20 protein-coding genes are annotated in these 26360 nt (G+C 67.4%); 12 read left to right on the forward strand and 8 right to left on the reverse strand.

Annotation, left to right across the window (positions count from 1 at the left end):
- Positions 1–56 precede the first annotated feature (56 nt).
- Positions 57–1709 carry an electron transfer flavoprotein-ubiquinone oxidoreductase gene (locus tag O3139_RS06075; RefSeq protein WP_269516422.1) on the forward strand — a complete coding sequence of 551 codons (1653 nt, stop codon included), beginning with the start codon at positions 57–59 and terminating at the stop codon, positions 1707–1709.
- 55 nt (positions 1710–1764) lie between these two features.
- Complete coding sequence (locus tag O3139_RS06080; protein ID WP_269516099.1) at positions 1765–2895, forward strand: mechanosensitive ion channel family protein; 1131 nt, start codon at positions 1765–1767, stop codon at positions 2893–2895.
- Between the two features lie 149 nt (positions 2896–3044).
- Here O3139_RS06080 and O3139_RS06085 read toward each other — a convergent pair whose 3' ends face one another.
- The 4 genes from O3139_RS06085 to O3139_RS06100 are packed head-to-tail and all read right to left on the reverse strand — an operon-like array spanning position 3045 to position 8377.
- A complete protein-coding gene (locus O3139_RS06085) occupies positions 3045–6482 on the reverse strand; it encodes an AAA family ATPase (RefSeq protein ID WP_269516100.1) in 3438 nt (1145 codons plus the stop codon).
- Between the two features lie 9 nt (positions 6483–6491).
- The gene (locus O3139_RS06090; RefSeq protein WP_269516101.1) at positions 6492–7109 is read right to left on the reverse strand and encodes a thioredoxin domain-containing protein; all 618 of its coding nucleotides are present in this window, start codon (positions 7107–7109) and stop codon (positions 6492–6494) included.
- Between the two features lie 4 nt (positions 7110–7113).
- On the reverse strand, positions 7114–7725 hold the full coding sequence (locus O3139_RS06095) for a DsbA family protein (RefSeq protein WP_269516102.1): 612 nt from the start codon (positions 7723–7725) through the stop codon (positions 7114–7116).
- 7 nt (positions 7726–7732) lie between these two features.
- The gene (locus tag O3139_RS06100) at positions 7733–8377 is read right to left on the reverse strand and encodes a DsbA family protein (RefSeq protein WP_269516103.1); all 645 of its coding nucleotides are present in this window, start codon (positions 8375–8377) and stop codon (positions 7733–7735) included.
- 215 nt (positions 8378–8592) lie between these two features.
- Here O3139_RS06100 and O3139_RS06105 point away from each other — a divergent pair, with 215 nt between their 5' ends.
- Positions 8593–8964: an EF-hand domain-containing protein gene (locus tag O3139_RS06105; protein ID WP_269516105.1), complete on the forward strand. Its 372-nt coding sequence runs from the start codon at positions 8593–8595 to the stop codon at positions 8962–8964.
- A gap of 289 nt (positions 8965–9253) precedes the next feature.
- On the opposite strand, the gene O3139_RS06110 is transcribed toward O3139_RS06105, so the two are convergent.
- Complete coding sequence (locus O3139_RS06110) at positions 9254–9811, reverse strand: DUF721 domain-containing protein (RefSeq protein WP_269516423.1); 558 nt, start codon at positions 9809–9811, stop codon at positions 9254–9256.
- A 192-nt stretch (positions 9812–10003) separates the two neighbouring features.
- Here O3139_RS06110 and mutY point away from each other — a divergent pair, with 192 nt between their 5' ends.
- Positions 10004–11044 (forward strand): A/G-specific adenine glycosylase, encoded by a 1041-nt coding sequence (gene mutY, locus O3139_RS06115; protein WP_269516106.1) that lies wholly within the window; start codon positions 10004–10006, stop codon positions 11042–11044.
- A gap of 316 nt (positions 11045–11360) precedes the next feature.
- Complete coding sequence (locus O3139_RS06120) at positions 11361–11822, forward strand: Ltp family lipoprotein (protein WP_269516107.1); 462 nt, start codon at positions 11361–11363, stop codon at positions 11820–11822.
- Between the two features lie 122 nt (positions 11823–11944).
- Here O3139_RS06120 and O3139_RS06125 read toward each other — a convergent pair whose 3' ends face one another.
- The 3 genes from O3139_RS06125 to O3139_RS06135 form a co-directional block, all read right to left on the reverse strand.
- Positions 11945–14092 carry an amylo-alpha-1,6-glucosidase gene (locus tag O3139_RS06125; protein ID WP_269516108.1) on the reverse strand — a complete coding sequence of 716 codons (2148 nt, stop codon included), beginning with the start codon at positions 14090–14092 and terminating at the stop codon, positions 11945–11947.
- A gap of 78 nt (positions 14093–14170) precedes the next feature.
- Entirely contained in the window at positions 14171–15277 is a 1107-nt protein-coding gene (locus tag O3139_RS06130) for a glycosyltransferase family 4 protein (protein ID WP_269516109.1), read from the reverse strand.
- Positions 15278–15446: 169 nt separating this feature from the next.
- Positions 15447–16541: a site-specific DNA-methyltransferase gene (locus tag O3139_RS06135; RefSeq protein ID WP_269516110.1), complete on the reverse strand. Its 1095-nt coding sequence runs from the start codon at positions 16539–16541 to the stop codon at positions 15447–15449.
- Positions 16542–16647: 106 nt separating this feature from the next.
- Between O3139_RS06135 and murC the strand changes: the two genes are divergently transcribed.
- The 7 genes from murC to O3139_RS06170 all read left to right on the forward strand — a co-directional run bounded on the left by murC (position 16648) and on the right by O3139_RS06170 (position 25891).
- Positions 16648–18078: a UDP-N-acetylmuramate--L-alanine ligase gene (murC, locus tag O3139_RS06140; RefSeq protein ID WP_269516111.1), complete on the forward strand. Its 1431-nt coding sequence runs from the start codon at positions 16648–16650 to the stop codon at positions 18076–18078.
- Between the two features lie 32 nt (positions 18079–18110).
- On the forward strand, positions 18111–18563 hold the full coding sequence (locus O3139_RS06145) for a DMP19 family protein (RefSeq protein WP_269516112.1): 453 nt from the start codon (positions 18111–18113) through the stop codon (positions 18561–18563).
- A complete protein-coding gene (gene murB, locus O3139_RS06150) occupies positions 18560–19474 on the forward strand; it encodes a UDP-N-acetylmuramate dehydrogenase (protein ID WP_269516113.1) in 915 nt (304 codons plus the stop codon). The genes O3139_RS06145 and murB overlap by 4 nt, the downstream gene beginning before the upstream one ends.
- Positions 19475–19489: 15 nt before the next feature.
- Positions 19490–20428, forward strand: coding sequence for a D-alanine--D-alanine ligase (locus O3139_RS06155; protein ID WP_269516114.1), 939 nt, complete (start codon positions 19490–19492; stop codon positions 20426–20428).
- Complete coding sequence (locus O3139_RS06160) at positions 20416–21300, forward strand: cell division protein FtsQ/DivIB (protein ID WP_269516116.1); 885 nt, start codon at positions 20416–20418, stop codon at positions 21298–21300. Before O3139_RS06155 ends, O3139_RS06160 begins: the two co-directional genes overlap by 13 nt.
- 27 nt (positions 21301–21327) lie before the next feature.
- Positions 21328–22653 carry a cell division protein FtsA gene (ftsA, locus tag O3139_RS06165; protein WP_269516118.1) on the forward strand — a complete coding sequence of 442 codons (1326 nt, stop codon included), beginning with the start codon at positions 21328–21330 and terminating at the stop codon, positions 22651–22653.
- 172 nt (positions 22654–22825) lie between these two features.
- Positions 22826–25891: a TonB-dependent receptor domain-containing protein gene (locus O3139_RS06170; RefSeq protein ID WP_269516119.1), complete on the forward strand. Its 3066-nt coding sequence runs from the start codon at positions 22826–22828 to the stop codon at positions 25889–25891.
- Positions 25892–26360 lie beyond the last annotated feature (469 nt).

A 26360-nucleotide genomic window follows, 5' to 3' on the forward strand; every position in this document is an offset into this window, starting at 1 on the left:
CCATCATCGACAACCTGCCGCCGCTGGAGGCGCTGAAGGGCGTCGAGCGCGAGGTCATGGAATACGACGTCGTCATCGTCGGCGGCGGCCCGGCCGGCCTGTCGGCCGCCATCCGCCTGAAGCAGCGCGCGGCGAAGGACGGCAAGGAGATCACCGTCGCGGTGCTGGAGAAATCGGCCGAGGTCGGCGGGCACATCCTGTCCGGGGCCGTGATCGACCCCAAGGCCCTGCGCGAACTGTTCCCCGACTGGAAGGAACGCGGCGCACCCCTCGAGACGCCCGTGACGAAGGATCGGTTCATGATCCTGGGCCCCATGGGTCAGGCCAGCCTTCCGATGGCGATGCTGCCGCCCATGATGCACAACGACGGCTGCTACATCGCCTCCCTTGCCAACGTCGCCCGCTGGCTGGGCGAGCAGGCTGAAGCTTTGGGCGTCGAGGTCTATCCCGGCATGGCCGCCAGCCACGTCGTCTGGGACGAACCCACCGGCCGGGTGAAGGGCGTCGTCGCCGGCGTCTTCGGCATCGACAAGCACGGCCAGCCCACGGACGACTTCCAACCCGGCATCGAGCTGCACGGCAAATACGTCTTCATCGCCGAGGGCGTGCGTGGGTCGCTGGCCAAGACCATCATCGCCCGCCACAAGCTGGCCGAGGGCAAGGAGCCGCAGAAATACGGCATCGGCCTGAAGGAGCTGTGGCAGGTCCCGGCGGAGAAGCACCAGCCCGGTCTGGCCCAGCACACGACCGGCTGGCCCTTGGACGAGCACACCGGCGGCGGCAGCTTCATGTACCACTTCGGCGACAACTACGTGGCCATCGGCTACGTCGTGCACCTGAACTACAAGAACCCGCATCTGTCGCCGTTTGACGAGTTCCAGCGCTTCAAGCATCACCCCGCCATCGCCGAACACCTGGAGGGCGGCACCCGCATCTCCTACGGGGCGCGGGCGATCACCGAGGGCGGCTGGCAGTCGGTGCCGAAACTCGCCTTTCCGGGCGGGGCCCTGATCGGCTGTTCCGCCGGCTTCGTGAACGTGCCGCGGATCAAGGGCAGCCACAACGCCATGAAGACCGGCATGCTGGCTGCCGACGCCGCCTATGACGCCGTCATCGCGGGCCGGGCCGGCGACGAACTGGTCGAATATCAGGCGGCCTATGAGGCCAGCTGGGTGTTCAGGGAGCTGAAGGGCGTCCGCAATGCCAAGCCCCTGCTGTCGAAGTTCGGCACCACCCTGGGCGGGGCGTTCGGCGTGTTCGACCTGTGGACCAACCACCTGTTCGGCCTGTCGGTCTTCGGCACGCAGAAACACGGCAAGACCGATGCGGCCTCGACCGAATTGGCCTCGAAGCACAAGGCGATCGCCTATCCGAAGCCGGACGGGAAGCTGTCGTTCGACAAGCTGTCCTCGGTGTTCATCTCCAACACCAACCATGCCGAGGAACAGCCCGCGCATCTGAAGCTGCTCGATCCGTCGGTGCCGATCCGCGTCAACCTGCCGAAATACGGCGAGCCTGCGCGCCTGTATTGCCCGGCCGGGGTCTATGAGGTGCTCTACGCCGACGAGGCGACGAAGTCGGAGCCGCGCTTCCAGATCAACGCCCAGAACTGCGTCCACTGCAAGACCTGCGACATCAAGGATCCGTCGCAGAACATCGTCTGGACCACGCCCGAAGGCGGCGGCGGGCCGAACTATCCGAATATGTAGGGCGACGTCGGCGGTCGCTTTCGAACCATGGGCGTAGCCGTGCGTTTGGGGTCGGATGCCCCCCGAAATCGTCGACCTGACCCACCGGATCGCCGTGCTCTGGCGCCAGTTCTACTGGCTGCCGGAGTGGGCGGTCGTGGCCATCGTCGTGGTCGTGTTCACCGGCGCGGGCTGGCTGGTCCATCGCGTGGTGTTCTCGATCCTGCGGCGCCTGGTGAAGACCCGCGACCTGTTCTGGCGCGGCGTGGTCGAGCGGGCGCGCAAGAAGCTGCGCATCCTGATCATCCTGATCGCCATCGGCTTTTCGATCACCGTCTCGCCGCTGGACCCGGCGCCGTCGGCCAGCGTCCGCGCCGTGCTGCTGTTCGCGACCATCCTGGTGCTGGGATGGATCGTGGCCGGGGCGGTCGACATGTGGGCGATCGTCTACATGCGCAAGTTCAACATGGCGGCCGAGGACAACCTCGTCGCCAGGAAGCACATCACCCAGACCCGCATCCTGCAGCGCGCTGCCATCATCCTGATCGGGGCCGTGACGGTGGCCATGGCGCTGATGACGATCGGGGCGGTGCGCCAGTGGGGCATCTCGCTGCTCGCCTCCGCCGGGGTCGTGGGCATCATCGCCGGCCTGGCCCTGCAGCCGGTGCTGAAGAACCTGATCGCTGGCATCCAGATCGCCACCGCCCAGCCCATCCGCATCGACGACGCCGTCATCGTGGAAGGGGAGTGGGGCACGGTCGAGGAGATCACCTCGACCTATGTGGTGGTCAAGCTGTGGGACTGGCGGCGCATGATCCTGCCGCTCAGCTATTTCATCGAGACGCCGTTCCAGAACTGGACGCGCGAAACCTCGCGCCTGATCGGCACCGCGATGCTGTACGTCGATTACGAGGCGCCGATGGACCGGCTGCGGGCCGAGCTGGAGCGCATCTGTCGCGCATCGCCGCTGTGGGACGGCGATGTCGTCAATCTGCAGGTCACCGACATCACCGACCGCGTCGCCCAGGTCCGCTGCCTCGCCAGCGCCCGCTCGGCCCCGGTGGCCTTCGACCTTCGCTGCGAAATCCGCGAGAAGATGCTGGCCTTCATGCGCGATGACTGCCCGCAGGCCCTGCCGAAGGATCGGGTGTCGGCATTTCGGAACTCTGTGCTCCCTCTCCCAGCGGGAGAGGGCTTGAGCGCCTGAGAGCCGAAGGCGATCAGACTTGCGCGAAAGGGTGAGGGGGTATGCGCCAGCCGGTTCGCACCGTAACCCCTCACCCTTTCGGCTGAAGGCGCATCGCTTTCGCTCTGCGAGCCTCAAGCCCTCTCCCTCAGTGAGAGGGAAGCCAAGCATCACGCCACCAGGGTCTCCGCCTGTTTCAGGTCCACGCTGACCAGTTGCGACACCCCCCGCTCGGGCATGGTGACGCCGTACAGACGGTCCATCCGGCTCATGGTCACCGGGTTGTGGGTGATGACGATGAAGCGGGTGTCGGTGCGGTTGCGCATCGCGTTCAGCATCCGGCAGAAGCGGTCCACGTTGGCGTCGTCCAGCGGGGCGTCGACCTCGTCCAGCACGCAGACCGGGGCCGGATTGGCCAGGAAGACGGCGAAGATCAGGGCGGCCGCCGTCAGGGCCTGCTCGCCCCCGCTCATCAGGCTCATGACCGACAGCCGCTTGCCCGGCGGACAGGCGAAGATCTCCAGCCCTGCTTCCAGCGGATCGTCGCTCTCGACCAGCTTCAGTTCCGCCTGACCGCCATCGAACAGGGTCTCGAACAGGCTCTTGAAGTTGTCGTTGATGACGTCGAAGGCGGCGGTCAGCCGCTCGCGGCCCTCGGCGTTCAGCTCGTCGATGCCGTCACGCAGGCGGGCGATGGCCCCGGTCAGGTCGGACCGTTCGATCCGCATGGTGTTCAGCCGCGCCCCGTACTCCTCCGCCTCGTCCTCGGCGCGCAGGTTGACGGCCCCCAGATGCTCGCGCTCGCGCTCCAGCCCGTACAGAAGGCTCTCGGCCCCGGCCGCATCCGGCGGGCGGGCGATGGCGTCGTCGGTCAGCTTCTGACCCAGGTCTTCGGGCGACATCTGGGCCGTCTCGCGCACATTGGTTTCGGCCTCGGTCAGACGTCCGGCAGCGGCCTCGGCGCGGGCGGCCAGACCGGCGCGGGCCTCCCGGGCGACAGCGGCGGCGCTGTCGGCGGCCCGGCTGGCGCGATCGGCTTCCCCGGCCAGCCCTTCTGCGACCGACAGGGCGTCGGCGGCGGCCTTGCGACGGGTCTCGGCGGCGGTCAGGGCATCCATCAGCTTCGACCGCTGGGCCGCAAGCGTCTCTGGCGCGCGCGCGGCCTGGAGCAGCAGGGCGGCGATGCGGGTCGCATCGGCTTCCAGAGCGGCGATGCGGGCGGTGCTGTCCCGGGCGCGCGTGGCCCAGCCGTCGCGCTCGCGGGTCAGGCTGGTCAGACGCTGTTCGCGCCCGTCGCGCTCGCGGGCCTCGGCGTCCCGGTCCGCCCGCGCCGCGGCCGACGCCGATCGGGCTGCGTCCGCCGCCGTGCGGGTAGCCGTCAGTTCGTCCTTCAGCGCCTGCTGCGTCTCCGCCGGCGTGTCCACCGAGGCAGCCTCGGCCAGGGCGGCTTCCGCCGCCTCGACCTCGGCGGTCTGGCGGGTCAGGGTCTCGTCCAGCGCCTGGGCCCGGGCCTCGCGCCGGGCCTGGTCGCGGCCCAGCGCCTCGAGGCGTTCGCGGGCCGCCGTGACGGCCTTGTCGGCGGCGAAGGGCTGCAGACGGGCGGTCTTCACCGCCTCCTCGGAGGCCCGGAAGGCTTCGGTCGCCGCTTTCAGGGCCGCCTGCGCCTCCGTCAGTGCAGGCTTTCCGGCATCGATATCGGCCTCCAGTTCCGAAAGCCGCGACCGCTGGGCCAGGCGGATGGCGGCGGGGCGGGGGGCCTCGGCGCGGCTGACGAACCCGTCCCACCGGAACAGGTCCCCCTCGCGCGTCACCAGCCGGGCCCCGGGCGGCATCCCCCGGGCCAGACGTGGAGCCTCGGCCCGGTCGGCAATGCCGCAGAAGGCCAGCCGGGCCGCCAGCGCGTCCGGCGCTTCCACCTTCGCCGCCAGGGGTTCGATCCCCTTTGGCCAGACCGGCGGAATGGCATCCGCCCCGCCCCAGTGCGCCGCTGCCTTCGGATCCAGGGCGGCGTCCAGATCGTCGCCCAGCGCCGCCGCCAGTGCCGCCTCATAGCCTTTCGCGGCCGAGACCCTGTCCAGCGCGGGCGGATGATCCCGGCGGGTCGAGACGAGCAGCGACGCCAGCCCCCGCGCCTCGGTCTGCAACCGACCCAGTCGGTCCTCGGCCGTCCGCGCCGCGGTCCGCGCCTCCTGCTCGGTGCGGGCCAGATCGCCCCGCGTCGCCTCCGCAGCTTCGACGGCCGCGCGCGCCTCGGCCAGTGCCGTCGTCGCCGCCTCCAGAGCGACCCGCGCCTCTGCCAATTCCGGCGTTTCCAGCGGTCCCAGGGCCTCGCGTTCGCGGCGGGCGGCATCGAGGGCGGCCTGCGCCCGCGCCACCCGCGCCTCGGCGTCGCGTTTCCGGGCCGTCTCGGCATTGGCCCGCGCCTCGACCGCGGCCAGGGTGCCGGCGACCCGCTCGACCTCGGCATCGGCCACCCGGCGCGCATCCTCCGCGGCCGCCAGCGCCCGCTCCAGTTCGGGGCCGCGTTCCGGTGCCGCCTCGACCTCGGCCGTCAGCCCCTCCAGCGCCTCGCCCAGCCGTGCCAGTTCGGCTCCGGCATCGCCGGCCATGGCGATCTCGCGTTCGGTATCATTGGCGATGCGCTGGCGTTCGGCGGTCAGACGGTCGACCTCTGCCCGCGCTTGCTGTTCCGCCATGTCCAGCCGGTCGCGTTCCAGACTGGCCCGGTGCAGCAGGGCCGCCGCGACCGCGTCCTCCTCCCGCGCGGGCTTCAGCCCCTCCTGGGCCGCCAGGGCCGCCGTCTGGGCGCGCGCGGCGGCACCGGTCGCCTCGGCCACCGCCCGGTCGGCCTCGGCCAGCTCCTCCGCTGCCGCCTCTGCCGCCAGTCGCGCGTCGTTCCAGCGCACGAACAGCAGGGCCGCTTGCAGGGCCCGTATCTCGGCCGAGATCTTCTTGTACTTCTCGGCCTGCCGCGCCTCGCGTTTCAGCCGGGTCAGGGCCGTCTCCAGCTCGCGCCCGATGTCGTCCAGACGCTCCAGATTGGTCTCGGCGGCCTTGAGCCTCAGCTCCGCCTCATGCCGCCGCGTATGCAGTCCCGCGACCCCGCCGGCCTCTTCCAGGATGCGCCGACGGTTCTGCGGTTTTGCGGCGATCAGTTCGCTGATCTGCCCCTGACGCACTAAAGCCGGAGAGTTGGCTCCGGTCGAGGCATCGGCGAACAACAGCTGCACATCCCGCGCCCGCACCTCCTTGCCATTGATGCGATAGGTCGAGCCCTGGCCCCGGTCGATACGGCGCGACACCTCGATGACGGCGCTGTCGGTGAAGGGCTGGGGCGCCTTCCTCTGCGCATTGTCGATGGTCAGCTGGACTTCGGCATGGTTGCGGGGCGGGCGGTTCGACGCCCCCGCAAAGATCACGTCGTCCATGCCGGTCCCGCGCATGGCCTTGGCCGAGTTGGCCCCCATGACCCAGCGCATGGATTCCAGCACGTTGGACTTGCCGCAGCCGTTCGGCCCGACGACGCCCGTCAGGCCGGGCTCGATCTGCACCTCGGCCGGATCGACGAAGGACTTGAAGCCGACGAGCCGAAGGCGCTGGAATTGCACCTGGGCCCCTTAACGTCGCCGCGCAGGCGCAAGAAGCGGCGTGATCGCGGCGGTCAGACCGGTCAGGGAACTGTCGGCGACCCGGCGCCCGTTGACGAAGAAGGTGGGCGTACCCTCGACCCCGGCCGCCATCGCCCCGGTGACCGAAGCCCTCACCCCTGCCAGCGTGGCGGGGTCGGCCAGACAGGCGTCGATCTGGGCCTGGGTCCTGCCACTGGCGGCGATGCCGGATGCATACCAGGTCGCGACCGCTCCACCGGCGAACAGGGCGTCCTGCCCGTCGAAGAAGGCGTCGAGCACGTCATAGAAGCGAGCCGGGACAGCGCAGCGGGCGATCCCGGCGGCGCGGGCTGCGACCGGCGCGGGCGCGGTCGGGAGGTCGCGGAACACCAGACGGACGCGGCCGGTATCGATGAACTGGCGCTTGAATTCCGGATAGACGGTACTGTGCCACTCGCCGCAGTGCGAGCAGACCAGCGACGCATATTCGATCACCGTCACGGGGGCATTTGCCCGGCCCATGATGCGGTCGCTGGCGGTCACGGCCGGCGGGGCGGCGGTGGTCTGGGCGGCCGCGGAGATCGGGGCCAGCGCAAGAGCCAGAATTAGAAACAGCCGTCGGATCATCGGATTATTTCGCCAGTTCCGCATCGATGGCCGGGGCCAGATCGGCCATGACCGTACCCTCGCCACCCGGGCTTGCCACGCGCGTGCCGTTGACCAGGAAGGTCGGTGTGTTGATCACGCCCGCATCGGTGGCCGCCTTGACCCGGGTTTCCAGCGCCGCGATGGCCTTGGGGTCGGTGACGCAGGCGGTGAAGGCAGCCTGATCGATCCCGACGCCGCCCGCGATCCGGATCAGACTGTCGCGTGGGTTGGTCCCCGTGCGCCACTCCGACTGGCTTTCCATGATGGCGTGAATGACGTCGAAATACTTGTCCGGACCCGCGCAGCGGGCCAGCAGGAAGCCGGCGGCCGCAATGTCGGTCGGCGGGGTTGGCAGTTCGCGGAACACGTATCGGACCTTGTTGGTGTCGACATAGGCGGCCTTGAATGCCGGCCAGGTGTTCTGCTGCCAGAGAGCGCAATGGGGGCAGGTGGGCGAGGCATATTCGACCACGGTGACCTTGGCCCCCTCGGCCGCGCCCATCGCCATATCGCCCTCGGCTGGCGCCCTGGAGCCGCCTCCACAGGCGGACAGGGTCAACGCCAGGAAGGCCAGACACAGATTGCGCACGTTCATCACCGGCTCAGCTCGCCGCCAGGGCGGCGTCGATCTTCTCCGACAGACCGGCCAGGGAACTGTCGGCCACCTTTTCGCCGTTGATGAAGAAATTCGGCGTGCCGTCGACGCCCGCATCGATGGCCGCTTTGATCCGTCCTTCCATCGCCGCGATGGCGTCCTTGTCGGTTACGCAGGTCTGGAACTGTTCCTCGCTCAGGCCGGCCCCGTTGGCGATGCGCAGCAGAACCGTGCGCGGCGGCGTTCCGCCAAAGATCTCGTTCTGGCTGGCCATGATTTCGTGGATCACCGGAAAATACTTGTCCGGGCCGGCGCAGCGCGCGACCAGGAAGCCGGCCACCGCGACCGCTTCCGGGTTGGTAGGGAATTCGCGGAAGACGTAACGGATCTTGTTCGTGTCGATGTATTTGGCCTTGAACGCGGGATAGACCTCTTCCTGCCAGGCAGCGCAGTGGCTGCAGGTGACCGAGGCGTATTCGACCACCGTGACCTTGGCCCCCTCGGCGGCCCCCAGCGACATGTCGCCCTCGGCCGCTGCGCCATTGCCGCTTCCCGAGCATCCGGCCAGAGCCATCATGGCCGCCAGGGCCGCGCCCGTCGCAGCCGCACGACGGCTCATGGAGGCATATTTGAAAGGTCGTTCGGCGCGCATGGCGTCTTCCCTCAAGAACTCGGTCCGGATGATCGCGCGATTCCCCTCGGATGCGCGACGACCATGGTTGTCGAGAACAGGTGCGGCGAAGTTTTGTCAACCGACGGGGGCTCAGCGCGTGCCAATGCATCAACTGGACCGCAGGAAAACGCCTTAGCCCATTCTTAATCAAACATGTCCAGCCTGATGCCCTATCGGCCCCAGGAATTGCGCCCATGATAGTCATTGCTCTGACGACGCTCATAAGCTGCGTACCGCCGGGCATGACAATGTCGGGGAGCACAGAGCGTGTTGTCCGCGTATCTGGCCCGGATATACTCAACGGAGCCAATGCGGCAGAGGCCGAGGCTTTCTATCGCAACAGTTTCGCGCTCACCGACGCTGATAAGGACGGCTATATTTCCGGGCTGGAAACCCCGCTGGGAACCCGCGGGGATGTCTCCAGTCCGTTTGAACCTGCCGAAGCGGGTTCAAACGTTTGGATTAGTTTGATGGACACAGATGGCGACCGCCGAGTGTCCTGGAATGAATTCTCTGGTTATCTGTTGCCAATGGCCGCTATAGGTCGCTGTCAACGTGATAATTAGTTTGCCGTTGTAGTAATAGGACGACAATCGACGGACACCAAAACATATGTGCACTGATATGAACCATTTTGGCCATATCTGCATCTAGGTTCATACTTATAATCACAAACTTGACCAGTTTGCGCCGTTGAAACGTTTGAGCTCATCAGTGCCGCCAGACCTAGCGCAGCTGCAACCGAAATTTTAATTACTTTCATAATCACGCCTCCATTGCGTTCAGCTTTGTCGGTTAAGAAATTGTTAACAATTCGATCCTGAGTCAAGATCGACCTTCTGAGGGACCGGCGGCTTACCGCCCCCTTTTCGCCGCGTCCGACAGCACCGCCCGTCCCAGCCCCGCCAGCGCGGCCTTCAGCGCGTCCGGCGCGGCCTCGACCGAGCGGGCCAGTTCGGCTTCGGCGGCCGCGTCCAGCGGGTCGATCCGGCGGCGTGCGCCTCGGGTCGAGGCCGCCGCCATCGGCAACGGCTTCACCGGTCCCTGCGCGATCCGCAGCTTGTCCACGGCCCCGGCGCCCAGGAACAGGTTGACCCGCGCCAGGATGTCGGCCGACTGGTGCTGGACCAGCAGGGCGGCGGGGCCTGCGACCCTCAGCTCCAGCGTGCCGCCGCTTCCCGCGCGGCCTCTGGTCAGTTTCTGCGGCCGGGTGACGCGGGCCAGCTGGTCGCCGACGATCTCGCGCCAGCGCGGTTCCAGCGCGCCGGCGCCGCGCCCGAACTTCTCGTCCAGCTCCTTGATGAAGGGGGCCAGCGAGCGGCCGACCGGGGGGGCCGGGCGCGGCATCGGCCGGGTCCGTCGCCGCGACAGGATCTCGCGGGTTTCGCTTTCGGTGGGCAGATCGCGCTTCACGGCCGAAGAGTAGCACAGCCGCATGGATTTCTCCCTCCCCCTCGGGGGAGGGCAGGTCGCGCAGCGACCGGGTGGGGACGGCAAGGCGACCGCGCGCAGGCTTTGGGTCTGACTTGCCCTGTCCTCCCCACCCGGTCTCCGCTTCGCTGCGACCACCCTCCCCCGAGGGGGAGGGAGAAGGTAAGGGACGTCATGCTCTCTTCCGACGTCATGACTTTGCGCGCCGCCCTGCTGGACTGGTACGACAACCATGCCCGCAGCCTGCCCTGGCGCGCCCCGCCGGGATCGACCGCGCGCACCGATCCGTACCGCGTGTGGCTGTCGGAGGTCATGCTGCAGCAGACCACCGTGCCCCACGCCACCCCCTATTTCGAGCGGTTCACCGCCCGCTGGCCGACGGTCGTGGACCTGGCGGCGACGGAGGACGGCGAGCTGATGGCTGCCTGGGCGGGGCTGGGCTATTACGCCCGGGCCCGCAACCTGCTGGCCTGCGCCCGGGCCGTGGCAAACGACCATGGCGGAGTCTTTCCGGATACGGAGGCGGGCCTGCTGGCCCTGCCGGGGGTCGGGGCCTATACGGCCGCCGCCGTCGCCGCGATCGCCTTCGACCGCCCGGCCAACGTCGTGGACGGCAATGTGGAGCGGGTGGTGTCGCGCCTGTTCGCCGTCCAGACCGCTCTGCCCGCCGCCCGGCCGGAGCTGAAGCGGCTGGCGGGGACGCTGGTCGCGGACGACCGTCCCGGCGACTGGGCCCAGGCCCTGATGGACCTGGGTTCCACCATCTGCCGTCCGAAATCGCCCCTGTGCCTGATGTGCCCGATCAGCGGCTATTGCGCCGCCCGGAGCGAGGGACAGCCCGACCGCTATCCGGTCAAGGCCGCCAAGGCCGCGCGGCCGCACCGGCAGGGCATCGCCTGGGTTCTGCGCGACGGTCAGGGGCGGGTGGCGCTGGTGCGACGGCCGGACAAGGGTCTGCTCGGCGGCATGGTCGGCCTGCCCACCAGCGACTGGACCGAGGGCGAGCCCGACGCCACGCCACCGGTCGCCGCCGACTGGGCGGACGCCGGCACCATCGAGCACGTTTTCACCCACTTCTCCCTGACGCTTGCTGTGCGGGTGGGGCAGGGGGAGGGGGACTTCCTCTGGACGGATGAGCGGGAAGCTTCGGCGGCGTTACCGACAGTCTTCAGCAAGGCGCTTGAGCGCGCCCTGGCCATGCGAGCGGGCGCGTGAAGGAAAATATCCTATACTGCCGTTGCGTTGATCTGGCTGTCTGTGAGGGGACAAGACCGGCTGGCGTCCGGGACCGGGCGGGATTACGCGGGATGACATAGGGCCAAACCCCCGCCCTCATTGACCTCTGCACATAATTTCGTCGGCGGGCGGGCGCGTTGCACTGTCTAGAGTGCGGCCCGAAATAGACAGGCACGTTCCAGCCAAGCAGACTTCGCCACGATCCGCCCCGCGTTCATCACCCTTGCCCATTTCCCTGCGCGCTCGGTAGAGTTGAGCCAGGGCAATGGGTGCCGACCAAGGGGGACATGACGCGATGATCTGGAGCAAGACGATCCACAGAAGCCTGGTCGCGGCCAGCCTGCTGCTCGTTTCGTGCGGGGTGGAGAGTACGGCCGCCGGCAGCCCGGCGGAAGCGGCGACAGCTGACGAACGAGCCCAGGCGAACGACGAGGCTTCAACCTTGACGGGACCTCAGAGGAACGCTGTCAGGTCGGCCAGGCAGTATCTGAGCATGACCGGCTTCTCGCGTGATGGCCTGATCGCTCAGCTCTCTTCCGAGTATGGTGACGGCTATGACGTCGCAGACGCGACAGTGGCCGTGGATAGCCTCGACGTCGACTGGAACGCGAATGCCGCGAGGTCGGCCGAGCAGTATTTGAACATGACCGGTTTCTCGTGCCGAGGGCTTGTCGAACAACTGTCGTCCAGCTCTGGCGACAAATACACCGAAGCCCAGGCTCAGTACGGCGCGCAAGCCGCAGGTGCCTGTTCCTAAACTAAGGCACCGAAGGCGTTGGCGGCGACCCAGCGGTGCCGCGATCGACATCAGCCAAGCGAACGGGTCTGACGGGTCGGACGGTGTTTTTTGAACCGGCACCTAGCCGTCGCTGGTCGCCGTCACTGCGTCTGCACGATCCTGAGCTCACCCACCCGGTTCCTCGGCATCACCACCACCTGGTCACCCAGGCGCTGGAAGGCCAGGTCCACGCTGGCCTCGCCGACCTGAAGCCGACTGACGGTCAGGCGTTCGATGCCGTCGGGCAGGGTCGGGGCATTGACGGTGATCGTCCGGGCGAAGGCGTCGATCGTGATCCCCAGCGCGGCCTGCAGCATCAGGAACACCGACCCCGCCGCCCAGGCCTGGGGCAGGCAGGCGACCGGATAGGCGATGGGACCTTCGCCCGCCTGCCGCTCGAAGCCGCAGAACAGCTCTGGCAATCGCATGTTGAAGTGGCTGGCCGCAGCGTAGATCTCGCCCAGGATCATGGCGACGGCGTCGCGCTCTCCGTAGTGCGCCATGCCGGCGACGCCCAGAGAGGTATCGTGCGGCCAGACCGAGCCGTTGTGATAGCTCATCGGATTGAACCGCGGCTGGCCCCGCGCCAGGGTCCGGATGCCCCAGCCCGACCGGAACTCCGCCCCCAGCAGACGCCGCGAAACGGCGCTCGCGCGATCGGCGGTCGGCAGGCCGGTGAACAACAGGTGTCCGGCGTTGGAGCCGATGGCCTCGCAGGGGTTGCCGTCGCCGTCCAGGGCGATGGCATAGAACTGCTGGTCCTCCATCCAGAACCGTTCCTCAACCCGCTGGCGGACCTCCTCGGCATGGATGTGCCAGGCTTTGGCCCGGCCGTCGGTCAGGTGTTCGCCCAGTTCGGCCATCGCGTTCCAGGCGGCAAAGGCATAGCCCTGGACCTCCAGCAGGGCGACCGGTCCCCGGGGGAAGCGACCGTCGGCGTGGAAGATGGAATCCTCGGAGTCCTTCCAGCCCTGGTTCGACAGTCCGGTCTCGGCGGCGCGCTGATAGTCGATCAGGCCGTCGCCATTACTGTCTCCATAGTCCCGCATCCACTCGGTCGCGGCGACCAGATTGGGCCAGAGCTGGCGGATCAGGTCGAGATCACCGGTCCGGCGCGCATAGGCTCCGGCCAGGGCGACGAACAGGCAGGTCGTGTCGACCCCGCCGTAGTAGAGGCCGAACGGCACCTCGCGCAGGGCGCTCATCTCGCCGCCGCGGGTCTCGTGCATGATCTTGCCGGGCTGGGCGTCCTGGAAGGCCGAGGTCTCCGTCGCCTGACGCGCCGCCAGATAGGTCAGCACCCCCCTGGCCAGCGACGGATCCAGCCACAGCATCTGCCAGGCGCTGATGATCCCGTCGCGCCCGAACGGCGTCGAGAACCAGGGCGTGCCGGCATAGGGATAGGGGCCGGTCGGCAGGTCTGTGGTCAAAAGGGCGATGTCGGCGCGCGACTGGTCCAGCCAGGCATTGAAGCGCGGGCTGCGCGGCCCCCTCAGCGAGGCGCCCCGACGACGACGACGGCGCATCGCCAGGCGGGCGGCCACGGCATTCTCTCGCCAGCGCGCCGGGTCGGGCGTCGAGCAGGCGTCGGCACCGCATTCGATATAGAGGTCCAGCGACTTGCCCATCGGCAGGCTGAACATGAACTCGGCCCGGGTGGTGCTCAGGCGGGCGGGCGGCTCGGAGAAGGCCAGGCAGCTGGCGCGGACGACCTCGTCCAGACCAGTGTACCGGAAGGTGACGCGGCGGCCGTCGTTCGTCGGCGCATGGCCCGTGCCGCGCGTCTCACGCGGCGTGCCGCGCACCTGGAAGATGTCGGCGAAGTCGGCCCCGAAGTCGAAGGCCAGCGGCAGCAGGACGTCCTCGATCCCATGATTGGCCATCCGGATGCGCTCGAACATCCGGCGATCCCAGACGAAGCGGCGGCGCTCGATATGGAGCACTCCCGCCGGTGCCGAGCGTCCGCCCATCGGGGGCAGCGGCCGGTTGGTCGTATGGGCGGTGAAGAAGACATTGTCGCGCGAAACCCCGGAACTCAGCTTCGACGGCCGGGCCAGACCCACGGTCATGATGAAGCGCGACAGGATGCGGGTGTCGTGGTCGAACAGGCCATCAGCCCCGCCCTTCAGATCGCCCCAGCTGTCTGCCACCAGAAAGGTGTCGGCATCCTTCAGCGCCTGGAGCGTGTCCAGGCCGCCGACCTCGGCGCTCTCGGCCGCCGTCGTCTGAACCGAATAGCCGTCGTCCATGAAGCCTCGCCGGGGTTGCGCCTCACCAGCGGTCTGGCTGTCGAATGCGAGGAGAAAATGGCCCCGGCGCGGTTTGGTTCAGACGAGGGAGGCGAAGCTGCGGCTTTCGCGCAGCGGCACGACCACATCGTTCACCGCCGCCTCGGCATAGGGACGCCGCGCCAGCATGTCGCCGTAGACGTCCAGATAGCGGCGCGCCATGGCGGTAGCCGAGAAGCGCAGTTCGAAGCGGGCGCGGATCGCCTCCCGGTCCAGCAGGTGAGCGCGGTCGGCGGCGGCGATCGCCTGTTCCATGGTGTCGACCAGGAAGCCGGTCGCGCCATCCTCGATGACCTCGGTGGTCGAGCCGCACCTGAAGGCGACGACCGGTGTGCCGCAGGCCATGGCCTCGATCATCACCAGGCCGAAGGGTTCGGGCCAGTCGATCGGGAACAGCAGGGCCTCGGCTCCACCCAGGAACGCGGACTTCTGGTGATCGCCGATCTCGCCGATGAACTCGATCAGCGGATTGGCGTCGATCATGGGTTTGATCTTCGTCTCGAAATAGACCCGGTCGGCGGCGTCGACCTTGGCGGCCATCTTCAGCCGCTTGCCCAGCCGGGTGGCGATCTCGATAGCGCGGTCGGGGCGCTTCTCGGGCGAGATGCGGCCGAGGAAGGCGAGGTAGCCTTCGGACCGTGGCGAATAGACGTACTGATCGGCGGGCATGCCGTGATGGACCGTCGCCTGCCAGTTGGCGAAGGGCAGGGGGCGGCGCTGATCGTCCGAGATCGAGATCAGGCCGAACTGGGGCCAGCGTTCGTAGACCTCGGTCAGGTCCTTCATGTCGAGCCGCCCGTGGAGGGTCGTGATGGTCTTGCCCGCCATCCGTTCGAAGAACGGGAAGTGGATCATGTCGGTGTGGAAATGGATCACGTCGAAATCGTCGGCGCGGCGCAGCACTTCCGACAGCATCGACATGTGGGCGGCGAGGTCGGACTTGAACGGTGCCGGATCCAGCCGGATCGCCTGGTCGCGGACCGGCACCAGTCGGGCCTTGGTGCGTGCGTCGGCCGAGGCGAACAGGGTCACCTCATGGCCCAGATCAACCAGGGCGTCGGTCAGGTGCGCCACAACGCGCTCGGTGCCGCCATACAGTTTTGGAGGAACGGCCTCGTAAAGCGGCGTGACCTGCGCGATCTTCATGACGTCGATCTCCCGCCCGCTGAGCCGGACCGAAGACATCAATGTTACCGCAACTGCGAAGTTCCCGCCCGAACGCGGAATTTCAACAGGGATTGCGGCGGTTTAGGACTGCCTGAAAGGCCGACCTTGAGGCGATAATCCGGACCTGTGAGCCGGTTAGCGTGTTCGCCTACTGCATTCCGGCCCGGACCTCGGCCCGAAGCGCGTCGATCGAGCGAAGGCCGGTGTCGGTCCTGAAGCGCCAGTAGGTCCAGCCGTTGCAGGCGGGCGCATTCTCGAACAGGGCGCCCAGCTTGTGGATCGAACCGCTCATCGCCCCCGACACGAGCGAGCCATCGGCTCGAACCCGGGCCTCGCGTTCGCCCTTGGGGCAGTAGAGGACATCGCCCGGTGCCAGCAGGCCGGCCTCGACCAGAGCCCCGAACGGCACCTTCACCTCGGCGCGTTTGGACCCCATGACCATCAGGTCTTCGGGCCTGGCCGGGATGACGGCCTTGATGCGGGTCTCGGCGACGTCGGCATAGCCCTCGTCGCGCTCGATGCCGATGTAGTGACGACCCAGCCGCCTGGCGGCGGCCCCCGTCGTGCCGGTGCCGAAGAAGGGGTCCAGGATCACGTCGCCGGGACGGGTGGCGGCCAGGATCACGCGGTGCAGCAGGGCCTCGGGCTTCTGGGTCGGATGGGCCTTCTTGCCGTCCTCGCCCTTGATCCGCTCCTCGCCGGTGCACAGGGCGAAGGTCCAGTCGGACCGCATCTGGGTGTCTTCGTTGAAGGCCTTCAGCGCATCGTAGTTGAAGGTGTAGCGCTTCTGGTCCCGCGACTTGGCGGCCCAGATCAGGGTTTCGTGGGCATTGGTGAAGCGTGTGCCCTTGAAGTTCGGCATCGGGTTGGACTTGCGCCAGACGATGTCGTTCAGGACCCAGTAGCCGATGTCCTGGATGGCCGTGCCCAGCCGGAAGATGTTGTGATAGCTGCCGATGACCCAGAGCGAGCCCTCATCCTTGAGAACTCGACGGCATTCCTTCAGCCAGTCGCGGCAGAAGGTGTCGTAGGCGGCGAAGCTGTCGAACTTGTCCCAGTCGTCGTCGACCGCATCGACCCTGGAATTGTCGGGCCGCAGCAGGTCGCCGCCCAGCTGCAGGTTATAGGGCGGGTCGGCGAAGACCATGTCGACCGACCGGTCCGGCAGGCCGCGCAGGATCTCGAGGCAGTCGCCACGGTGGATGATGTCGGTCGCAAGATGGGGGGTCTTCAGATCGGTCACGAACGTGCCTCGGCAGTGAAGCGTGAACAGTGAATCCTTACGGTTAAGGCGGAGTTGATTCCGTCACCCCCGTGCAATCCGAAAACTCCCTCGCTATGACGCTGGAATGATCGCTCGCCTTCGCCCCGTCCCGTTCGACCTCGGTCCCGTTCATTTCGTCGGCATCGGCGGCATCGGCATGAGCGGCATTGCCGAGATCATGCTCAAGATCGGCTATGCGGTGCAGGGGTCGGACGCCAGGTCCAGCGCCAATACCGAGCGGCTGGCCGGGCTGGGGGCGAAGATCTTCATCGGCCACGACGCCGCCCATGTGGGCGAGGGCGTGTCGGCGGTGGTCTATTCCACGGCGGTCAAGGCCACCAACCCAGAGATGATGGTGGCGCGCGAGCGGCGCATCCCCCTGGTGCGGCGCGCCGAGATGCTGGCCGAGCTAATGCGGCTGCAATTCTCGATCGCGGTGGGGGGCACCCACGGCAAGACCACGACGACGTCCATGGTGGCGGCCCTGCTGGACGCGGCCGGGTTCGACCCTACGGTGGTCAATGGCGGCATCATCAACGCCTACGGCACCAACGCGAAGGTCGGCGACGGTGACTGGATCGTGGTCGAGGCCGACGAGAGCGACGGCAGCTTCCTGCGGCTGAAGTCGACGGTCGCCATCGTGACCAACATCGATCCGGAGCACCTGGATCACTACGGCGACTTCGACGCGGTGCGTAAGGCCTTCATCGATTTCGTCGAGAACATCCCCTTCTATGGCTTCGCAGCGGTCTGTCTGGACCATCCGGAGGTCCAGCGGCTGGTGGCCCAGATCGATAACCGGCGCATTGTCACCTATGGCATGAACCCCCAGGCCATGGTGCGGGCCGACAAGGTCGAGATGGCCCCGGACGGCGCCCGTTTCGATGTCCTGATTCAGGGGCGTGGTGCCGCCGCGCTGGAGGACCCTGTGCGGATCCCCGATCTGCACCTGCCGATGGCCGGCTGGCACAATGTGGCCAACGCCCTGGCCGCCATCGCCGTGGCGCGCGAGTTGGATGTGTCGGACGACGCGATCCGGGCCGGGCTGGCCTCGTTCGCCGGGGTCAAGCGGCGGTTCACCACCACGGGCGTGGTCAATGGCGTGCGGATCGTCGACGACTACGGGCATCACCCGGTCGAGATCGCGGCGGTGCTGAAGGCCGCGCGGCAGGTGGCGGAGGGGCGCGTCATCGCCGTGGTCCAGCCGCACCGGTTCACCCGACTGCGCGACCTGATGGACGAGTTCTCGACCAGTTTCTCGGACGCCGACAGCGTGATCGTCGCCGACGTCTATGCGGCGGGCGAAGCCCCGATCGAGGGCGTGGACAAACAGGCGCTGGTGGACGGAATCCGCCGCTATGGCCACCTGCGGGTCTCGGCGCTGGAGAATGCCGCTGTCCTGCCGCGCGTGATCGCGGAGGAGGCCAGGGCGGGCGATGTGGTCGTGCTGCTGGGGGCCGGCGACATCACGGCCTGGGCCTATGCCCTGCCGGCGCAGCTGGAGGCGCTGGGGTGAGCCTAAGTCAGTCGCCCCCGTATTGGGAACTGGTGGAACCCTATTTCAAGGCCGTCAGTATCTATGACGGACCGGCTGTGTTCCTCAGTCAGTTCAAGAGCATTCCTGAAAGAAGCCGCCATCTCCTTGCGACGCACTGGACCCAGAGCGAAGTCCGGAACGGAGGTCTGATCCAGTTCTTCGATAACTCCACTGGTGTGCTGGCTCCAGAGGCAGTCGAAGGTTTCAGGCACCTCGGCATGCCGGAAACAGCTGAAGCGCTGATGCAAGCGATCGATCAGCTTGGCCAACCGTATCCGCGCGTGCGCGAGATTCGCGCAGACGTCCTCTCTGATCGGTTTTCGATACGTGGTGTCGAGGAGGAGGCTGAGATTGATCCGCCTTATCCTTTCGATGACCTCGATCATCGCATGTGGACTCTTTTCGACACTGAGAACGGCGGATACGAGGCGGCGGCTAATTCTTTTGCGGCGCGCGCGAAATGAAGACCTGGCGTGACACCCTCCCGGCCGTCCGCGGCAAGCTGCTGCGCGACGAGCCGTTGGCCCCCTTCACCTGGTTCCGGGTCGGCGGGGCGGCGGATGTGCTGTTCCTCCCGGCGGATGCCGACGATCTGGCCGACTTCCTGAAGGCGCTGGACCCGGCCGTGCCGGTGACCGTGCTCGGCGTCGGGTCCAACGTCATCGTGCGGGACGGCGGGGTCGAGGGGGTGGTGATCCGGCTGGCGGGGCGGGCCTTCGCCGGCATCGCGACCGACGGCGACACCATCACGGCCGGCGCGGGGGCGCTGGACGCCATGGTCGCCAAGGCCTCGGCCAGGGCGGGTCTGGCGGGGCTGGAGTTCTATGCGGGCATCCCCGGCACGATCGGCGGGGCCCTGACGATGAACGCGGGCTGCTATGGCGCGGAGACGAAGGACGTTCTGGTGTCGGCCTGGGGGCTCACGCGCGCGGGCGAGCGGGCCGACTATGCGCTGGCCGACTTCGGCTACACCTATCGGCACTCGCAGGCCCCGGCCGACATCCTGTGGATCGAGGCGGTCTATCGCGGGACGCCGGACGATCCCGAGGCCATCGCGGCCCGCATCGCCGGGATCACCGCCCGGCGCGAGACGACCCAGCCGATCCGCGAGAAGACCGGCGGCTCCACCTTCAAGAACCCGCCCGGCCATTCCTCGTGGAAGCTGGTCGACGAGGCGGGCTGGCGCGGCAGGCTGCACGCCGTCACCGGCGGCGGGGCGATGTTCAGCGATCTGCATTCCAACTTCATGATCAACCCCGGCGAGGCGACCGCTGCCGATATCGAGGGATTGGGGGAAACTGTCCGCACCGACGTACAAAGTAAACTCGGCGTAAACCTTGAATGGGAGATCAAGAGGATCGGCCGCCCCCTGTAACCGCGCAGAACGCACATGACCCGCCCGCTTTCAGAGCTGCACGTCGCCGTCCTGCTGGGTGGGCTGTCGTCCGAACGGGAGGTTTCTTTGTCGTCGGGCAAGGGATGCGCCGATGCGCTGGAGGCCCAGGGTGCGCGCGTGACCCGCGTCGACGCCGGACGCGACCTGGCCCAGGTGCTGGCGAGCCTGAAACCCGACGTCGTCCTGAACGCCCTGCATGGGGAGTGGGGCGAGGACGGGTGCGTCCAGGGCATTCTGGAGACCTTGCAGATTCCCTATACCCACTCCGGCGTGCTGGCCTCGGCCCTGACGATGGACAAGGACAAGACCAAGGCCGTGTTGGGCGCGGCGGGCGTCAGGGTGCCGGGCGGTGGTCTGTTCGATCGACACGAGGTCGCCCGTCGCCACGTCATCGAGCCCCCCTACATCATCAAGCCGAACGCCGAGGGATCTTCGGTCGGCGTCTATCTGGTCCTGGCAGGCGCAAACGGGCCTCAGACCGACGTCGGGGCCGACGACTGGACCTATGGCGACCGGGTCATGGTCGAGCCCTATATCCCCGGCAGGGAACTGGCGGTCGCCGTGATCGGCGAGCAGACCGGCCCGCGCGCCCTGACCGTGACCGACATCACCCCGGTGAAGGGGTTCTACGACTACGAGGCCAAATACGCGCCGGGCGGATCTGTCCACAAACTTCCGGCCGACCTGCCATCCCATGTTTTCGAAGCCGCCATGCGGCAATCCGAGCTGGCGCATGCCGCGCTGGGCTGTCGCGGCGTGTCGCGGTCCGATTTTCGTTATGACAATGTTAAGGACGACCTCGTCTTGCTGGAGGTCAATACCCAGCCCGGCATGACGCCGACCTCTCTGGTGCCAGAGCAGGCCGCCTATTGCGGGATGTCGTATCAAGATCTGGTCCGGTGGATGGTGGAGGACGCCTCATGCCCGCGGTAGTTCGCGGCGGTCGGCGCGCGAATGTCGCGTCGGCTCCCAAACGCAGCGCGGGGCCGAAAGGGCAGGGGCGTGGCCGTGGGCGCGCCCCCCATGTCGGCGGTGGCGTGCCGGGCAAGATGGCGGCCCTGGGCCGGCTGGACCTGACACCGCGTGCGGTGGTGATCTCGATCTGCGCCGGTGTGGCGGTCCTCGTTCTGGTGCTGGCGACCGGCGCGCGCGCCGAGCGGATCGGGCAGTCGCTGAGCCACGGCATCGATGGCATCACGACCGGCCTGGGGCTGAAGCTGAACCGCGTCCATATCAGCGGGGCGTCGGCCGAGGCGACGCCGGCGATCCAGCGGGCCCTGGCGGTCCAGGCCGGACAGCCGATCACCTCGCTCGATCTCGACGCTTTGAAGGCCAGTGTCGAACAGGTCGGCTGGGTGAAGTCGGCGCGCGTCGTGCGCCTGCTGCCCGACACCCTGATCGTCGACGTTGTCGAGCACGACCGGCTGGCCGTCTGGCAGACGCGCGGGCAGGTGTTCGTCATCGACGGCGAGGGCAAGGCCATCCCCGGCGCGGACGCCGGTCGCTATCCCAACCTGCCGCTGGTGGTCGGCACCGGGGCCGATGCGGCGGCCGGGGCGATCCTGCCGCTGCTGGCCGAACGGCCGCGGCTGATGAGCCGGATCGACGCCCTGGTGCGCGTCGACGAACGACGCTGGGACCTGCGGCTGAAGGACGGCAGTCTGATCCAGCTGCCCGCCACGAAGCAGGAAGCCGCCCTGATCCAGCTGGATGCGCTGGACCAGCGCGAGCGGCTGCTGGAACTCGGATTTTCGCGCATCGACCTGCGCACGGAGGGTCAGGTCGCGGTGCGGCCGGGCGCTTGACGACAGTAGATTGGGGAACGGCGGGCCATGACGAACAGAAAGGGTGATCCCTCGGTCGAGGCGGGGCGGGCGGCGACGCGTGCACCGGTTGTGGCCGCGCTGGACCTCGGCCAGTCGAAGGTCGCCTGCTTCATCATGAAGCCCGACGGCGTGCGCCACGCCGACCGCACCATCCGCGTGGCGGGTGCCAGCCATGTCCAGTCCAAGGGGGTGCGCGGCGGCTCCATCGTCAATATGGACGAGGCCGCCCAGGCCATCGGCCATGCGGTCGAGCGGGCTGAGCGCACGGCCGGTGCGCCCGTCTCCGGCGTCATCGTGACCACGGCCATCGGCCAGATGGCCAGCCATCGGGTGCAGGCGCGCGTCTCGCTGGGTGCCAACCCCGTCGGCGACGCCGACCTGGCCCGGGCCATCGGCATGGCTCTGGCGCAGATCCGGCTGCCCAACCGCCGCCCGATCCATGTCCTGCCCGTCGCCTGGTCGGTGGACGGGGCCAAGGGGGTGCACGATCCGCGGTCGATGCGGGGCGGCTCGCTGGGGCTGGACCTTCTGGTGGTGTCGATGGCCGAGGGCGCCTTCGCCTCGCTGAGCCACTGCCTGGAACTGGCGCATCTGGATCTTCAGGGCGTGGCGGCGGCACCGGTGGTGTCGTCCCTCGCGGCGCTCGAAGAAGACGAAATGGACCTCGGCTGCGTCTGCATCGACATGGGCGGGGGATCGACGTCCGCGGCCGTCTGGGGCGGGCGCTCGCTCCTGCATATCGAGTCGCTGAACGTCGGCGGCGATCACGTGACGGCCGACATCGCCCGCGGCCTGTTGACCTCGAAGAGCGGGGCCGAGCGGCTGAAGACCCTGCATGGCTCGGCCATGGCCGGAGCCCATGAGGATCGCGAGATGCTGGAGGCCCCGCCGCGCGGGGAAGATGCGTCCGCCGGACCGGTGATCGTTCCCCGCGCCATGCTGAAGACCGTGATCGCCCCGCGTGTCGAGGAGACACTGGAGCTGCTGCGCGACCGGTTGCGGAATGCCGGCGTCGGCATGGATCCGGGGGCCGGCCTGGTCCTGACCGGCGGCGCCAGCCAGCTGAACGGCGTCCGGGAGCTGGCCGTGCGCGTGTTCGACCGGCCCGTCCGCCTCGGCCGTCCGCAGCGTGCGCCGCATCTGGCGGATGCCGCGTCCGGCCCCGCCTTCTGCTCGGCGTCCGGCGTGTTGCTGCGCGCGGCCTACGGACCGCGCGAGGCCGTCTCGGCGCGACGTCTGATGTCCCGCCAGGTCACAGCCGCCGACGCCCCGCGGGTGCATCAGGGCAATCTGATCCGCCGGGCCGCAGGCTGGCTGAAGGACAATCTCTAGGGCGCATTCGTGCGTAACGCGACTGTGTCTCGATTGTAACAAATATGCGTTCGCGTTGCCGCACCGTGGCCTCAATGGTTGCGATGCGTCCGAATGTTGTTAGCAATGGGACCAGATGCGACGGCTCCATCCGTGGACTCGTGGCCAAATTTTCCATCACGGGGCGAGGTTCATGATTTCCAATCGCAAGTATCTTTTCGGCACGACCGTCCTCGCGGGCGTCCTGTCGATTGCGGCACCGACGTTCGCGCAGTCCACGACGTCATCGACGTCTTCGTCGCAGTCCTCGACCTCGCAGGACGACGAAGAGAAGGACAGCGCGTCCGTTGAAGACGTCGTCGTCGTTGGATCGCGCATCCGTCGCGACGTTTACAACTCTCCGTCGCCCGTTCAGGTGATCACCCGCCAGGAAGCGACCCTCGCCGGCCTGGCCTCGACCGCCGAAATCCTGCAAAGCAACGCCGTCACCGGCGGGACGCAGCAGATCAACAACCTGTTCTCCGGCTTCGTGACCAACGGCGGTCCGGGCGTGAACACGATCGGCCTGCGTGGCCTCGGCCCGAGCCGCACCCTGGTTCTGCTCAACGGCCGCCGGGTTGCCCCCGCCGGTTCGCGCGGCTCGGTCGGTTCGGCCGACCTGAACGTGTTGCCTTCGGCGCTGATCGACCGGATCGAAGTGCTGCGCGACGGCGCATCGTCGATCTACGGCTCTGACGCCGTCGCCGGCGTTATCAACATCGTGACCCGGGACAACCTCGAAGGCATCACGGTCGAGGCGCAGTACAATGCGACGACCGACGCCAACGGCGGCGGCGACCAGTCGCGCTTCTCGCTGTCGGGTGGCCTGCAGGCCGACAACCTGAGCATCATCGGATCGGTCGAGCGTTACACGCAGGAAGCCCTCTATGTCGGCGACCGCGACTTCGCCCGCTGCCCGACACAGGGCTTCCTGAACACCAACCCCTCGTTCCAGAACTACATCGATCCCCTGACCGGCCAGCCCAAGTGCTTCACGCTGGACAACGGCGGCGTCACGATCAACACCCTGGGTCTCAGCAGCCGTAGCGGCATCGGTGCTGCTGGCAGCCTGACGCCGAACGCACTGGGCACGTTCAACCGCTTCCGCCCGAACGTGGCGGTCTCGACGGGCGTCGTTGGGTTCGAGGGCGTCGGTGGTGCGTCGTCGCCGAACACGAGCGTTCGCGACACCGGTCAGGGCGATCCGCGCCTGCTGCAAGAGACCCTGTTCTCGCCCGCCACGACGACGACGGCCTTCCTCGCCGCCACGCTGGATGTCGGTAACGCAGAAGTCTACTCCGAGACCCTGGTGAACCGCCGTGAGTCCTCGCAGAAGCAGTTCCGCCAACTGACGCTCGACTATGCCGTCGGCAGCCTGCTGATCCCCGCCAACCTCTCGACCGGCGGTGCTTTCTCCGTCGACCAGGGGCTGAACGGCGGTCGCAACGTTCAGGCGCGCGCCTTCATTGGCTTCGGCATCTATGACGCCAACCAGGAAGTCGACTTCTTCAAGCAGGTGGTCGGCGTCCGTGGTGACCTGCCGTTCCGCGACTGGGAATATGACGTCTACGGCAGCTTCACGAAGTCGCATTCGGAATACACCTACGACCAGTTCCTGACGAACCAGCTGATCCGGTCGCTGGATGTTGTCGCTGCTCCTGTTGGCACGGCGGCCAATCTGACCCGTGCGGGCGTTGGCCCGACCGGTGCCGTGACGGTCACCTGCGCGATCAACGTCACCACCCCTGGCACCAACTGTATTCCTGCGCCGTTCCTGACCAGCGACACCATCGGCGGCCGTCTGCCGGCCGACTGGCTGGCGCAGGTGCTGCGTCCCGTCACCGGGATCACGGAATACGAAGAAAACGTCATCTCTGCCGGCATCGACGGCACACTGCTGACCCTTCCGGCCGGCCCCGTCGCCTTCTTCCTGGGCGCCGAGTACCGCACCCAGAACATCGACGATACGCCCGGCTTCGATTCCCAGAACGCCAACACCTACAACTTCTCGACGGCTGCCATCACTCGCGGCAAGGACAACGTCACGGAAGTGTTCGGTGAACTGGAGGTTCCGCTCCTGGCCAATACTTTCCTGGCCAAGGACCTGACGCTGTCGGCATCGGCCCGTTATACCGATTACGACTCCTACGGTGACGACACGACCTACAAGGTCGGACTGAACTATGCGCCGAACGACTGGGTCCTGTTCCGCGGCACCTACGGCACCTCGTACCGTGCCCCGGCGCTGTTCGAACAGTTCCTGGGTGCGACGGCCGGCTTCATCGGCAGCACCAACGACGTCTGCAACAACTACGACGCCACAAACGTCAACCCGAACCGTGCTGCCAACTGCGCCTCGCAGGGTCTGCCGGCAGGCTTTACCGCCACCTCGAGCGTTCGCGTGCTCCAGGCCGGTGGTGCGGCGGCCGGCCTTGGCGCCGAGACGTCCACCAACTTCACGGGTGGTGCGGTCTTCACGCCGCAACTGGCCGAGCAGTACGGCAACCTGTCGTTCGCGGTCGACTACTACAAGATCGAGATCGAAAACTCGGTCGCCCAGGTGGGCACGGCGTACATCCTGTCGCAGTGCTACAACTCCTCGACCGCTGATTTCGCGGCTCGCGTCGGCTACTGCGCTCTCGTCAGCCGCGACTCGGCGACCCGTGCACTGACCGTCACCAACGGTTACGTGAACATCGCCACCAACTACGTCGAGGGCCTGGATTACAACGTCCGTTACACCAAGGACGACGTGTTCGGTGGTCGGATCGTGTCGAACCTGGCGGTGACCCAGTTCATCGATCGCTACACCCAGCTGTTCTCGACCGACACGATCTACAGCGTGATCGGCACGACCGGTGACCCCGAGTACACGGCCCAGTTCGACATCAGCTATTCGTGGGACAAGTTCCGCGTTCGCTACGGCGTCGAATGGGTGGCAGCGACCACGGACGAGGATGACTACTTCGCCCGCAACGGTGCCAGCCTTGAGAACGACTTCGGCATCGATACGAGCCTGGAGGACTACTTCAATCACAACGCCTCGGTTCAGTGGGCCAATGACGATGTCTCCGTCGTGATCGGCGTCCAGAACCTGTTCAACGAAGATCCGCCCTCGGGTTCGGGCTACTGGTTCGCTGGCATCGGCAACTCGCCGCTGTATTCGGGCTATGACTTCAAGGGCCGCACGGCGTTCGTGAACGTCAGCAAGGCCTTCTAGGAAGAAAGCCAGTCGACTTCGGGTCAGGGCGGCGAACTCCGGTTCGCCGCCCTTTCTTTTGCCCTGGTGCCGACCTCGCTGATTCCTGCATTCAGCCGGGCGTGCCCGTCAGTCCCGTGCACCACCCGGTCCACCGGTCGCCGAGCGGCCATGCCAATGTCTGGACGGTCAGGTGTGTGCGCCGGGCCCCGGATCTCCGACGGTGTCTCGTGAGGGGCCGCGGTCTTTTGCCAGAGGTGTTGCGGCACCACGCCCGCAAGGGCCGAGCCTTGCCGGGTTAGATCATCGGGGCGTGCCCGCCCCGGCAGCAGTCTGCCGACATATGCATGGGCGTGCTCAGGGGGCCTCTGTCGGACGGGGACTGTCAGCCGAATTCCGACGCCCGGCACTACCCGCATCAGGCCAGGCGCTGGTCATTCAAGAATAGTCCAGGTGCCGGCCTGCATTCCCGCCACCGACTTCAAAACCC

Origin of the sequence: Brevundimonas subvibrioides (assembly GCF_027271155.1) — a bacterium.
In the GTDB taxonomy this organism is placed as follows: domain Bacteria; phylum Pseudomonadota; class Alphaproteobacteria; order Caulobacterales; family Caulobacteraceae; genus Brevundimonas; species Brevundimonas subvibrioides_D.

What these genes read in the sequence shown, in the direction of transcription:
- O3139_RS06100 (WP_269516103.1), bottom strand. Translation starts at nt 8,377, where the DNA reads ATGCGCGCCGAACGACCTTTCAAATATGCCTCCATGAGCCGTCGTGCG.
- O3139_RS06130 (WP_269516109.1), bottom strand. Translation starts at nt 15,277, where the DNA reads ATGAAGATCGCGCAGGTCACGCCGCTTTACGAGGCCGTTCCTCCAAAA.
- O3139_RS06155 (WP_269516114.1), top strand. Translation starts at nt 19,490, where the DNA reads ATGACCCGCCCGCTTTCAGAGCTGCACGTCGCCGTCCTGCTGGGTGGG.
- O3139_RS06075 (WP_269516422.1), top strand. Translation starts at nt 57, where the DNA reads ATGGAATACGACGTCGTCATCGTCGGCGGCGGCCCGGCCGGCCTGTCG.
- O3139_RS06080 (WP_269516099.1), top strand. Translation starts at nt 1,765, where the DNA reads ATGCCCCCCGAAATCGTCGACCTGACCCACCGGATCGCCGTGCTCTGG.
- murB (WP_269516113.1), top strand. Translation starts at nt 18,560, where the DNA reads ATGAAGACCTGGCGTGACACCCTCCCGGCCGTCCGCGGCAAGCTGCTG.
- murC (WP_269516111.1), top strand. Translation starts at nt 16,648, where the DNA reads ATGATCGCTCGCCTTCGCCCCGTCCCGTTCGACCTCGGTCCCGTTCAT.
- O3139_RS06090 (WP_269516101.1), bottom strand. Translation starts at nt 7,109, where the DNA reads ATGATCCGACGGCTGTTTCTAATTCTGGCTCTTGCGCTGGCCCCGATC.
- O3139_RS06125 (WP_269516108.1), bottom strand. Translation starts at nt 14,092, where the DNA reads ATGGACGACGGCTATTCGGTTCAGACGACGGCGGCCGAGAGCGCCGAG.
- O3139_RS06170 (WP_269516119.1), top strand. Translation starts at nt 22,826, where the DNA reads ATGATTTCCAATCGCAAGTATCTTTTCGGCACGACCGTCCTCGCGGGC.
- O3139_RS06160 (WP_269516116.1), top strand. Translation starts at nt 20,416, where the DNA reads ATGCCCGCGGTAGTTCGCGGCGGTCGGCGCGCGAATGTCGCGTCGGCT.
- O3139_RS06120 (WP_269516107.1), top strand. Translation starts at nt 11,361, where the DNA reads ATGATCTGGAGCAAGACGATCCACAGAAGCCTGGTCGCGGCCAGCCTG.
- O3139_RS06095 (WP_269516102.1), bottom strand. Translation starts at nt 7,725, where the DNA reads ATGAACGTGCGCAATCTGTGTCTGGCCTTCCTGGCGTTGACCCTGTCC.
- mutY (WP_269516106.1), top strand. Translation starts at nt 10,004, where the DNA reads ATGCTCTCTTCCGACGTCATGACTTTGCGCGCCGCCCTGCTGGACTGG.
- ftsA (WP_269516118.1), top strand. Translation starts at nt 21,328, where the DNA reads ATGACGAACAGAAAGGGTGATCCCTCGGTCGAGGCGGGGCGGGCGGCG.
- O3139_RS06105 (WP_269516105.1), top strand. Translation starts at nt 8,593, where the DNA reads ATGATAGTCATTGCTCTGACGACGCTCATAAGCTGCGTACCGCCGGGC.